Source organism: Agrobacterium sp. GD03872, from assembly GCF_029840625.1.
Taxonomy (GTDB): Bacteria; Pseudomonadota; Alphaproteobacteria; order Rhizobiales; family Rhizobiaceae; genus Agrobacterium; species Agrobacterium fabrum_A.
This window is the reverse complement of the sequence record NZ_JAOCCY010000002.1, coordinates 413188-425159: the sequence shown is the minus strand read 5'-3', so window position 1 is coordinate 425159 and position 11972 is coordinate 413188. Positions and strand designations below refer to the sequence as shown.

General features: G+C 59.6%; 11 protein-coding genes. 2 read left to right on the top strand and 9 right to left on the bottom strand.

The window, feature by feature from the left end:
• Nucleotides 1-80: 80 nt before the first annotated feature.
• The 9 genes from mutS to sppA all read right to left on the bottom strand — a co-directional run bounded on the left by mutS (nt 81) and on the right by sppA (nt 10464).
• Nucleotides 81-2795 (bottom strand): DNA mismatch repair protein MutS, encoded by a 2715-nt coding sequence (gene mutS, locus N5D22_RS06050; RefSeq protein WP_347881139.1) that lies wholly within the window; start codon nt 2793-2795, stop codon nt 81-83.
• Nucleotides 2796-2924: 129 nt separating this feature from the next.
• The gene (locus N5D22_RS06045) at nt 2925-3806 is read right to left on the bottom strand and encodes a GNAT family N-acetyltransferase (RefSeq protein WP_279655043.1); all 882 of its coding nucleotides are present in this window, start codon (nt 3804-3806) and stop codon (nt 2925-2927) included.
• Nucleotides 3807-3900: 94 nt separating this feature from the next.
• The gene (locus N5D22_RS06040) at nt 3901-6150 is read right to left on the bottom strand and encodes an ATP-binding protein (protein ID WP_279654790.1); all 2250 of its coding nucleotides are present in this window, start codon (nt 6148-6150) and stop codon (nt 3901-3903) included.
• A 55-nt stretch (nt 6151-6205) separates the two neighbouring features.
• Entirely contained in the window at nt 6206-6694 is a 489-nt protein-coding gene (gene lspA / locus N5D22_RS06035) for a signal peptidase II (protein WP_279654789.1), read from the bottom strand.
• Nucleotides 6694-7554 carry an RNA methyltransferase gene (locus tag N5D22_RS06030; protein WP_279654788.1) on the bottom strand — a complete coding sequence of 287 codons (861 nt, stop codon included), beginning with the start codon at nt 7552-7554 and terminating at the stop codon, nt 6694-6696. Before N5D22_RS06030 ends, lspA begins: the two co-directional genes overlap by 1 nt.
• A complete protein-coding gene (locus N5D22_RS06025; RefSeq protein ID WP_279654787.1) occupies nt 7551-8684 on the bottom strand; it encodes a class I SAM-dependent methyltransferase in 1134 nt (377 codons plus the stop codon). Before N5D22_RS06025 ends, N5D22_RS06030 begins: the two co-directional genes overlap by 4 nt.
• A gap of 92 nt (nt 8685-8776) precedes the next feature.
• Complete coding sequence (locus tag N5D22_RS06020; RefSeq protein WP_279654786.1) at nt 8777-9118, bottom strand: LapA family protein; 342 nt, start codon at nt 9116-9118, stop codon at nt 8777-8779.
• 63 nt (nt 9119-9181) lie between these two features.
• Complete coding sequence (locus N5D22_RS06015) at nt 9182-9508, bottom strand: integration host factor subunit beta (protein ID WP_219256707.1); 327 nt, start codon at nt 9506-9508, stop codon at nt 9182-9184.
• Nucleotides 9509-9510: 2 nt separating this feature from the next.
• Nucleotides 9511-10464 carry a signal peptide peptidase SppA gene (gene sppA / locus N5D22_RS06010; RefSeq protein WP_279655042.1) on the bottom strand — a complete coding sequence of 318 codons (954 nt, stop codon included), beginning with the start codon at nt 10462-10464 and terminating at the stop codon, nt 9511-9513.
• Between the two features lie 234 nt (nt 10465-10698).
• Between sppA and lptC the strand changes: the two genes are divergently transcribed.
• Both lptC and N5D22_RS06000 read left to right on the top strand, forming a co-directional pair.
• On the top strand, nt 10699-11364 hold the full coding sequence (gene lptC / locus N5D22_RS06005) for an LPS export ABC transporter periplasmic protein LptC (protein WP_279655041.1): 666 nt from the start codon (nt 10699-10701) through the stop codon (nt 11362-11364).
• Between the two features lie 16 nt (nt 11365-11380).
• Nucleotides 11381-11941 carry an LptA/OstA family protein gene (locus tag N5D22_RS06000; RefSeq protein ID WP_170318979.1) on the top strand — a complete coding sequence of 187 codons (561 nt, stop codon included), beginning with the start codon at nt 11381-11383 and terminating at the stop codon, nt 11939-11941.
• Nucleotides 11942-11972 lie beyond the last annotated feature (31 nt).

Genomic DNA, 11972 nt, shown 5'->3' with positions numbered 1-11972 from the left:
GTCCTGTGGGATAATCCCACCGCTTGCAATGGGAGTGTCCTATAGCGAGTTTTAAAGGCGATGGACAGGCAATCTATCCCTTACGCCTTGCCAAGTTCTTTCTTCAACGCATAGAGCGCGTCCAATGCCTCTCGCGGCGTCATTTCGTCGGGGTTGAAGCCTTTCAGAGCTTCTTCCAGCTTCGATGGCCCGGCCTTGCGGATTTCCTCGCGGCGAACCGCGATCTGGAACAGCGGCAGATCGTCGATCAGCTGGCTGGCCGGGTTCTTGCGGTCGGCATCTTCAAGCTTCGTCAGCACCTCGCGGGCGCGCTCCACCACCGATGCGGGCAAGCCCGCAAGCCGGGCCACCTGAATGCCATAGGAACGATCCGCAGCACCCGGTCCGACCTCATGCAGGAAGATGACATCGCCTTCCCACTCCTTCACCCGCATCGTGGCATTGGAAAGGCGGCCGAGTTTTTCCGACAGCACGGTCAGTTCGTGGAAATGGGTGGCGAAAAGGCCGCGGCAACGATTGACCTCGTGCAGATGCTCCACCGCCGCCCAGGCGATGGAAAGACCGTCGAAGGTTGCCGTGCCGCGACCGATCTCGTCCAGAATGACCAGCGAGCGGTCCGTCGCCTGGTTGAGAATGGCAGCGGTTTCCACCATTTCCACCATGAAGGTCGAGCGGCCGCGCGCCAGATCGTCCGATGCGCCGACACGGGAAAACAGCCGGTCGACGACGCCGATATGGGCGGCGTCCGCCGGAACGAAGGAGCCGATCTGCGCGAGAATGGCGATAAGCGCATTCTGGCGCAGGAAGGTCGATTTACCGCCCATATTCGGGCCCGTGAGCAGCCATATCGCGCCGTTCTTGCCACCATCAACGGCAGAGAGATCGCAATTATTGGCGATGAAGGGTCCGGCCGACTGCCGCCGCAACGCCTGCTCCACCACCGGATGCCGCCCGCCCTTGATCACAAAGGTCATGGAAGCATCGACGATCGGTCGGCAATAGGCCTGTTCGGTGGCGAGACAGGCAAGGCTCGAGGCGACATCGATCACCGCAAGCGCCAGTGCGCCGGCCTTGATCGCCTCCGCCTGCTGCACCACGGCCTTGACCATGCGCTCGAAGGCATCCAGTTCCATGGTCAAAGCCTGCGCGGCGGCATTGGCAATGCGGCTTTCGAGATCGGCAAGCTCGGTGGTGGTGAAGCGCATGGCGCCTGCCATGGTCTGGCGGTGGATGAAACGCGCCTTGGCCTCGTCCGTCGCCATCATCACATCGGCATTGCCTGCCGTCACCTCGATGAAATAGCCAAGCACATTGTTGTGCTTGATCTTGAGCGACTTGATGCCGGTCTCATCGGCATATTTGAGCTGCAGCCCGGCAATCACCCGGCGCGACTGGTCGCGCAGCGCCCGCACCTCGTCGAGCTCAGGGTTGGCGCCTTCACGCAGAAAACCGCCGTCACGCTTCAAAAGCGGCAGATCGTCGGCAAGCATCGAGCCGAGCATGGCTTCCAGCCCACCGGGCAGGGCTTTCAAATCCTTCAGCGCCGTTGCCAGCTCATCCGGTAACAACCCGTCATCGAGAATGGCCGCTATTTTTTCGGCGGAGACCAATCCCAGCCGGATGGCGCCGAGATCGCGTGGCCCACCGCGCTCAAGCGCCAGACGCGAAAGCGCACGCGGCATATCGGCGACATGTTTCAGCGCATCACGCAGGCCGTCGCAGAGCGAGACGTCATCGATGAGATAGGCGACGGCATCGAGGCGTGCGTTGATCCTTTCCGGGTCGGTCAAGGGCGACATCAGCCGCTCGGCCAGAAGCCGTGCACCGCCGCCGGTTACCGTGCGGTTCAGGGCATGCAGCAGCGATCCGTCTCTCTCACCGGACAGCGTCTTCACCAGCTCCAGATTGGCGCGAGTGGCGGGATCGATGAAAAGCGTGGAGGCGGCACTTTCACGCTCCGGTGCGCCGAGCGGCGGGCGCTCGGCGATCTGGGTCTTTTCGACATAGGCGACGGCGGCGGCGGCGGCCGCCATTTCCACCCGCGAAAAGGTGCCGAAACCATCCAGTGTCGAGACGTTGAAATAACGGGCGATGCGCCCTTCCGCCGTGGCGCTGTCGAAGAGGATCGCCGGCTGCGGCACCGCCACGCGGCCAAGCACATCGAAGACCGGCCGCAGTTCCTCGTCATGGAATAGGCTATCGGCGACGATCAGCTCACGCGGATCGATGCGCCAGATATCGGCGAGCAGCCGCGTCAGCGTGGTTTCCGCCAGACGGAAAACGCCGGTGGAAATATCGATCCAGGCGAGCGCAAACTGCGCCTCGGCACTGCCGCGAATGCGGGCAAGCGCCATCAGATAGTTGGATTCCGTCGGCGACAGCAGCTTTTCTTCGGTCAGCGTGCCGGGCGTGACAAGCCGCACCACATCACGCTTGACCACGGATTTCGAACCGCGCTTCTTGGCTTCCGCCGGATCTTCCACCTGTTCGCAGACGGCGACGCGATAACCGCGCAGGATGAGTTTCTGGAGATAATCATCCGCCGCATGGACGGGGACGCCGCACATGGGAATATCATGACCCATATGCTGGCCGCGTTTCGTCAGCGTGATGCCCAGAGCGCGGGAAGCTTCGACCGCATCGTCGAAGAACAATTCGTAAAAATCGCCCATGCGGTAGAACAGCAGCGAACCGGGATTGTTCGCCTTGATCTCGATATATTGCTCCATCATCGGAGTGGCCGTCGCACGGCTCTCTTCCGAGATCAGGGAAGCGGTTGTCAGAACGTCCGTCAATGGCCTGCCGATATCATATCGTGTTGCGGAAAAGGAGCGCCGACACTAGCGGCAATGTCCGCCCCAGCACAACACGCACCGACCCGCTGCCCACAGGAACATCCCGACAGGCCTCGATTTAAAAACCGGTCAGCCGTTGATGCGCTCGGCCTCACCGCCATAATAGCTGATGTAGCGGCCGGCGATGGACGATACCGGCAGGACCACGAGAACGTCCGTCGTGTTGAAAGCATGATCCACGACCGCGCCGGAGCCGAACATGGCGCCGAGACGCATGTAACCCTTGATCAGCGGCGGCATGGCGTTCAATGCCTTGCGGGCGTTCAGCGCCTCGGCCGGCACGAGGTCCATCTCATGATAAAGCTCGGGAAGGGCGGACGCTTCCCACTCGCCCTTGGCCACGCAATTATGATGCAGGAAGGACAGGGCAAGCGCGTGGGCCTCCGGCTGCACGCCAGGGAAGGAGGCGCAGCCTATCATGGCATCCATGCGATGTTTCACGGCATAGGCCCAATTGCCCTGCCAAAGAAGCTCGACGGTGCGCTTGGTGCGATATTCCGGCAGCACACAGGAGCGGCCAAGCTCCATGAAGCGCTTGCCCGGGTGGCGCGCGACGAGCCCGGCAATGTCGAACTCGCTGGCGGAATAGAAGCCGTTATTGGCGAGCGCCGTTTCCTGACGCAGCAGGCGATAGGTGCCGACGATCTGGTCTTCGCTGTCGCCTTCAATCGCCTTGTCGAGCACGAGCAGATGGTCGCAGACACTGTCCCAGGCGTCGATGTCGCGCTTGCGGCGCATCGCATCAGCAGGAAGGCGCGCCTTCATTTCCTCGACGAAAACCCGGTAACGCACGGATTGCGCAGCATCGATTTCGCGTTCATTTCTGGCGAGCCGTGTTTCCAGCGTGCCGATACGACCGAAAAGACCCTCATTGTCCTGAGCTGTCTCGGGACGAGGACTAATGACAACATTGTTTTCACAAATGTCGTGATTGAGGATTTCGGCAACCATGGGGAATCGCTCCGCCACCAAAGAATTTTCCTGTCATAAATCACTAATTGACGACAGAATAGTGACAAAATGCCGCCAGCGCGAGTCTGTCAAGTTATGATGACAACAGGCGTTTCGCCTCCAGCAGCCGGCGGATTTCCTCAACCAGCCGTCGCGGATCGGCAGGCTTGGTCAAAACCGCGCCGGCGCCAGCCTTTAGCAGGTTTTCAGTGGTCGCGTCACTCGTATCTCCGCTGAGCACGATGACGGGAATATTTCTGTCGCCCTTCAGCGTATCGAGAAGGGCGGGAAGCACATCGAGCCCCTCACCGCCCGGCATGTTAAGATCGGAGACGATGAGATCAGGTAAACGGGAAGCATCCGGCCGCAACGATTGCCGCAACGCCTCAAAATCCTCGACGGCACGGACGATATAACCGCTTTTTTCCAGAACGGCGCGGACGATGCGCTGATTGACGGCATCGTCTTCGGCCACGAGTATCTCGATCCCGCTCGCCCCCTGCGCCACCCGCGACGAAAACCCCACATCCGGATGGTTGTCGTTGATCGCGTCCCGCCGCTCTATGCCGCGCAGACGGCCGCACAGGACGTCGATCAGGGATTTTTCGCGCAGCGGCCTTATCAACCAGGCATCGAAGGAGACATGCATGGTCGACGGCCGTTCCTCCGGGCTGACCAGCAGCGTGCGGCGGACATTCTGCTGCGGCCAATCCTTCAGCGCGTCCCTGAACAGCGGCGAAATGCGTCGGTCAACGATGATATCGGTGAGATCGGCCGCCCGGGTGGCAGACTCCTTCCGCAGCCTTTCAAGATCTTCAGGCTGGTGGATGAGAGCACACTGACCGCCGAAAGCTTCGATGGCCTCCATCGTCACCGCCGCCGCCACGCCCTTTGGCGCGATGAGCAGGACATTTGTATGCCGCAGGCAATGACGCCGTCCGGGATCCGCCATTTCGGCAGGTGCGCCGCCCGGCCGGAACGTCAGTTTGAAAGTGCTGCCCTTGCCCTTTCGGCTGGAAACCGTGAGGCTGCCGCCGAATTCCCGCACGATACGGGCGGAAATCGCCAGGCCGAGACCCGTGCCGGCGCTTCGCTGCGACAATGGGCCCGCCTGTTCGAATTCACCGAAAATACGGGCCTGTTCGGCCCGGCTCATGCCCGGGCCGGTATCTTCCACAGCGATCTGCAATTCACCATCGACCATGCGCGCCCGGATGACGACGCCGCCTTCCTGCGTGAATTTGACCGCGTTACCCAGGAGATTGAACAGGACCTGGCGCAGCCTTGCCGGATCGAAATCGAGATGATCGGGCACGTCAGGCGTGACAAAGGAGGCGATTTCTATGCCTTTTTCATGGGCCCGGTGCGCCAGCATCTCAACGATGCTTTCGATCAGCCGCCGCAGGTTTTCCGCACGCGGATTGAGCCTGAAGCGTCCCGCCTCCATGGTCGAATAATCCAGCAGGTCCTCGACCAGCTGCACCAGCGATTGGCCGGACTGTTTCATGCCGTCGAGATAATTGCGCTGCTCCTCATTGAGCTTCGTCTGCGACAGAAGGTGGTTCATGCCCAGCATGCCGGAAAGCGGCAGGCGGATTTCGTGACTGACGGTGGCAAGCAGCCTGGCTTTCTCGGCATCGGCCTTTTCAGCACGCAACCGGGCGTCCTCCCTGTCGGCAAGTGCAAGCCGCTCCTCGGTCACATCCCTGGCGATGCTGCTGATCATCAGACGGCTGCTCACCAGATCGCGGGTCACGACATCGTGCCAGGAGAAGATGCGCTGACCGAACGGGGTGGCGATCTCCACGTCGTAGGCATGTACCTTGTCGCCCGGGCGGAAGGCGATGCCAATTTCCTCGCAGCTCAACCCTTCGGGGGCCGCGCACCCGGTCATTTCATGGAAGACCCGGTTTGCCTCGACAATGCGCCGGTTCATGTCGCGGATCACGACGATGTCGCCCATGAACTCCTGCATCTCGGCAATCAGCGAGCGGTTTTGTGTTTGCCGCAACCGGACATCGGAATGGTCCTCAGACATCGCACCCGGATGCAGGAAAGATTTGCCGAAGAGCGCGTAGAGCAGGATACCGACGAGCACTGCGCCGAAGAAGGTCGCCAGCACGACGGTAACCGCATAGGGCACGGCAAGTGCGATCAGCGCTGCGGAAAAAGCTCCCACCGATAACGACACAGCGACATAAAATGCAATCGACCCGGTATCACCAGCATGTTCTTCATGCATCTGGTGTGTTGCCGGATCGGCGCGATCTACCGGCTGCGCCGCAGTGGCGGCCAGACCAAGTCCGTCTGAAACTTTTTGCCGAAGTCTTGCCAGTTCGCTCATACGCCACCGCTACCACGGCAGCGGTTTTGATATGTTTGGCCGAAACCGTAAAATTTTACTTTTTAGCCGCCCGGGCGTGCAAAAACTCGTCGAGAATGACGCAGCCCGCGCCGATTGTTATGAAAGTGTCGGCCAGGTTGAAGACCGCGAAGGACCATGTCTGCGTGTGGAACAGGATATAGTCGATGACGTGACCGTAGAAAAAGCGGTCGAGAAGATTGCCGGCGGCCCCCGCGATAATGAAGGCAAAGCCGAGATGGGCAAAGGTGCGGTCCGCCGCCGTCTTGCGCCACAGCCACAGAACGAAGACCACGATGACGAGCCGCATGCTGACGATGAACCAGCCCTCCATGTCGGAGAGCATCGAAAAGGCCACGCCGAGATTATAGGTGCGGTAAAGCGCCAAAAACGGAACCACGGGAACCATTTCCTGCATCGGCAGATAGGCCTCGACCAGTTGCTTGACGATCTGGTCCAGCACCAGCGCAGCGACGATCAGAGCAAAAGCCGGGCCGATTTTCGAGAACAATGCAGCTTTGGCCATTACGTCACCGGTGCGAGTTCGAGGAAATGTCGCCGTGCTTCAAACAGCATCACGGCGGTTGCTATGGCGAGATTGAGACTGTCGGCACGGCCCTGCTGGGGAATGCGCGCCAGCTGGTCGGCCTTGCCGGCCAGTTCCGGCGGCAGGCCGGATTGTTCGTTGCCCATCAGGAGCACGACCGGCTTTCCGGCATAATCGATCTTTCGATAATCAACCGAACCGGCCAGATGGGTGGCGACGACGCTGACCTGCGCCGTTTTTTTCCAGGACAGGAATTCTTCGACCGAAGCGCGGGCAACGGGCGTGGCGAAGACCGAACCCATGGTGGCGCGCACCGTTTCCAGCGAAAACGGATCGGTGCAATCCCCGACCAGAATGACGCCCGAAGCGCCCGCCGCATCCGCCGTGCGGATTATGGTGCCGAGATTGCCGGGATCGCGGACCCGGTCAAGCGCTATATAGGTCTCGCCCTTTTCCGGGCGGATATCCTTCAGCGGCTTCCATTTCTGTTCGAAAATGCCGACGACCATCTGCGGATTGTCGCGGCGGGTGATCGAGGCAATGACCTTTTCGCTGACTTCCAGCACCAGACCGCCCGTGGCGACCGTCTTTACCGCCGCCTGCTCCACCAGCGGCTTGCCCTTGGCAGCCTTGGCGTAAACCAGCGTCTTGATTGTCCAGCCCAGTTCGAGCGCGTCGATGACCAGCTTCAGGCCTTCCGCCATGAAGGTTCCGGTCTCTTCCCTACCCTTTTTCTGGGTGAGCGCCTTGATATCCTTGATGATGGGATTGGCAAGGCTGGTCACTTCCTTCACCTGGCCAACCCGGCGCGTGGTGTTTTCGCGCATATCCTTCGTCATTTCGGCTCCCAGCGGCTGAACAGCGATGTGGAAAGGACACGGCCCGGCGTCTTGCCGTCGAGCCCCGCCTCGCGAATGACGAGTTCGCCGGATGCGACGACGCCACCGGCGCCGCGCATGGTTTCGCGCATCAATTCATGCATCGAATAGAAGCTTGCCCTGATGGAATAGGCCGTCAGCACGAGTCCGAGCGCCTTTGGCGACAGGATTTCACGGCAGATATCCAGCATCAGCGGCAGATGGTCGAACAATTGCCAGACCTCGCCATGGGTGCCACGGCCGAATTTCGGCGGGTCGGTGAGGATGATATCGTAGCTGTTGCCGCGACGCTCCTCGCGCTGGATAAACTTCATCGCGTCTTCGCAGATCCAGCGGATCGGCGCCTGCTCGAGCCCGGCGAGCGCCTGATTTTCCTTGGCCCAGCCAATCGCTTTCTTGGAGGCATCGACATGGGTGACCTCAGCCCCTGCGGCCGCCGCGACCAGCGACGCGACGCCGGTATAACCGAACAGGTTCAGCACTTTCAGCGGCCGGTCGGCGGTCTCGACGGCGTTTTTCAGCCATTCCCAATGGACGATCTGTTCCGGAAAGACACCAACATGACGGAAAGCGGTGAAACGGCCAAGAAAATCGACCCCGAGCAGGGATAGTGGCCAGGTTTCGCCAAGCGCCGCCTTTGGAAAACGCCAGCGGCCCATGCCGTCCTCATCGGTATCACCGGTAAAAATGGCGTCGGCATTCTGCCATACGCGGTCGGGAACCGACGGTTGCCACAGCGCCTGCGCCTCGGGACGGACGACGCGATATTCGCCGTATTGTTCAAGCTTCAGGCCGTTGCCGCTGTCGATCAGGTGAAAATCGCCAGCGCCACTCGATTCCAGAATGACCGGAACCTGTTCTGCGGGACGTTCGCCGGTGCGAGGCTTGAGCGGCCGCGCGGGCACCTGCTCAACGGCTGCCGCCGGCGTAACCTTTTCCTTCGGCGCGGGTTTTGGCACGCTGCGGACTGCGTCCGGCTCGCGCTTTTTCAGTGCCACTTCCGCCCGCCGTGCCGGCTTTGCGGCATGAACCTGTTTTTTCTCGCTCCCGGCACGTGCACGATTGCCCGGCCGGCTGTCTTTTTTCTTCAATGGAAATCTTTCCGCTTTTGCCCGCGTCTTATGGCGCAGCAAATAGCATTCCACGCGCCGCTCGCCTAGAGCCGGAACGAATGTCGGCTACATCACTTTGCCGGGAGTTGTCCGGCATTGGGAAGATGGCCTGCCGCAGCGGCTTTCTGCCGGTTCGCTTCGTCATGCCAGCGAACGGCTTCCTTCGCCTCGATACGGGCGCGTTTGCGATGCTTGCCCTGGGCAAACCATGTGGCAGCCGATCCCAGCAGCACACCGAAAATGACGGCAAGGAACAGGAACACAAAAAACGGCGCGGTGAAGGAAAGAACGCCATCCTCGGGCCGGAAGGGGTTGAGCGCCAGTGTCACGGCCTGACGGTTGGCCACGCACAGGATGACGAGAATAATCGCCAGCGGCAGCAGGATGATGAGGTTGATGATTTTTTTCGACATCCGACAATACTCCATCGCTGCGGGCGTTCCGCCGGCACCGTTTCCGGCGCGGGCTGAGGACGATCAATCGTCCTCTTCGTCACCCATGCCGGGGTTCAGGCGCTCACGCAGTTCCTTGCCCGTCTTGAAGAAAGGCACCCATTTTTCCTCGACGAAAACCGATTCACCCGTGCGCGGGTTCCGGCCAGATCGCGACGGACGGTTCTTCACCGAAAATGCGCCGAAACCGCGAAGCTCGACACGATTTCCTGCCGCCAGGGCATCGGTGATTTCATCCAGCACCGCATTGACAATGTTTTCCACGTCACGGTGATAAAGGTGCGGGTTACGCGCGGCAACAATCTGCACCAGTTCAGACTTGATCACGGTTGCCCCCTGAAAGAATTGGATTTTTAACGCGGCTCAACCTGCCAAACGGAAACAAGACCGTCAAGAAACAACTTGTCCGCACCGAGCTGGCCGGGCCCCGCAAAGGGAATTAAATCGTCATATCCCAGAAACTTCGCTATTTGCGCAACACTGAAAACCGCAAAAGGCGAACGGGACGACGGCGCGCGCCATTCGACGATTGGCAGATCCTTGGCAACACCGCGTGTTTCGAAATAGCTGCGAATTTCCTTTTCGCCGCCCAGCGTATCGACCAGCCTGTTGGCGAGCGCCTGCCGGCCGGTGAAGATCGATCCATCAGCCAGTTTCAGCACGTCTTCGCGCGACAACTTGCGGCGATCAGCCACAAGATCGACGAACCAGCCGTAGCTGTCCATCACCATGGCGCGGATCATCGATTTTGCTTCCTCCGGCGCCTCGTGGAAGGGCGAAGGTTCCGCCTTCATCGGCGACGACTTGATTTCCTGCAACGAAACGCCGAGCTTTTCCATCAGCTGGCCAAGCTGGGGGTACTGGAAGATCACGCCGATCGAACCGGTGATCGAGGTCTCGCCGGCGACGATGACATCACCCGCGGACGCGATCATATAACCGGCGGAAGCGGCGAGCGTGCGTACATCAGAGACAACCGGCTTCTTTTCCGCGACGCCCCGAATGGCCTTGAAAATGCGCTCACCGCCATAGGTGGTGCCGCCTGGCGAGGAAATCGACACGATCAGCCCTTTGACATTGTCGCTCCTGGCAATCTTGTCCAGCCGCTCCAGAAGTTCGGTATTGTCGGTGATCAGACCGGAAACCTCGATGCGGGCAATATGAGGTTTCGCGCTTTGCTGCGGCCCGCCCCATAAAAACCGGTAAAGACCGAAAGCGCCGGCGACAAGCAGGAGAACGGCGGCAATCCGCCAGAAAGTCAGCTTGCGGCGTAACCACCTGCGATCCGCTATCGCCATATTATCCATAGAAACCTCTGTCATCCGCCCTTGCGCTTCAGGCCATATGGTTCTTCTAACGCGAAGCCGCAAGGAAACAATAAGGAAACCAGAATTACGATAAAATTCGCATTTCCCTTGCACCTCTCCAGACAAAAACCATATTGGCAGGACAAAGCACTCATGCCAAAGACATTTAGATAGAGACACAAGCTTCGATTGTGCGCCAGAATGGCGCCTTGGAAGCATTCCGGACCCACTCTTATGCTCGAAAGACTCCGCGAACCCGCGCCAGCATTCTCGCTGCCCAATGACCAGAACGGCGCCTATGACACCGCGCTGAGGCATTCTGCGCGCGTGAAGCGGCTAAAAATCATTCTGCCGCTCAGCGCCGCGGTCATTTCGCTCGCCTTTATCGCTGTTTCGGTTATCCGGACCTGGGCGCCTGATGAGGTCTCGCTTGAAAGCGCCAGAATAGAAGACGGCAAGATCGTCATGGAAAAACCTGCCGTTGCGGGCCGCAACGAGAAGGGGATCGATTATTCCATGAACGCCGACCGTGCGTTGCAGGATATCGCCAACCCCAATCTCATGACGCTTGAGAAAGTTCTGGCGGCAGTGCCGGTCAACGACGGCGTGGCGCAGGTGATCGCCCAGGAAGGCATTTTCGACAGGGCCACCAACAAACTTAAGATGACCGCCCCTTTTGACATCAATCTCAGCAATGGCATACAAGCGAAGTTCCAGTCTGCGGATGTCGATCTGAAGGCCGGAAAAATGAGCAGCCAGGAGCCGGTTTCGATCAAAACAAACGACGGCTCCATTGTTGCGCAATCGATTGACATCGCAGATAATGGCAAGACAATTACATTTTCGGGGCAGGTACGGGCACGTATCGCTGCATCCAATATCAAGAATGAAGGCAAGTGAGAGCCCGGTCCAGATGATGCAAATTTCCCGTCCCGTTTCCCTTGGCAAATCCGCAGGCCTTGCAGCCGCAGGTCTTGTTTTTTCGTGTCTTGCAACTGTGGCTTTCGCCCAGAACACCACCAGCAACATGCAGGGCGTCAAACTCTCCGGCGACCAGCCGATCGCGATTGAAAGCGATCAGCTCGAGATTCGCGATCAGGAGCGCAAGGCCTATTTTACCGGCAACGTGAAGGTTGTGCAGGGCACGACCACCCTCCAGGCCGGCAAGATGACGGTGAACTACAAGGGTGAAGGCTCTTCGCTCACCAGCGGCGACGCCAATATTGAAAAAATCTTCGTCGACAATAATGTCTATCTGACGTCCGAGACCCAGAAGGCGACGGCCGATCACGGCGAATTCGACATGGCGGCGCAGACTTTCATTCTCACGGGTAAGCAGGTCGTGCTGTCCGAGGGCACGAATGTCTTCACCGGCTGCAAGCTCACCGTTCTGATGAACACGGGGCAGGCCAAGCTCGAAAGCTGCGGCGGTCCTGTCCGGATCATGCTCGATCCGAAATCGCAGAAAAAACAGTAGTCTTTCCTCGTGAAGATACCTTCGATCTCAA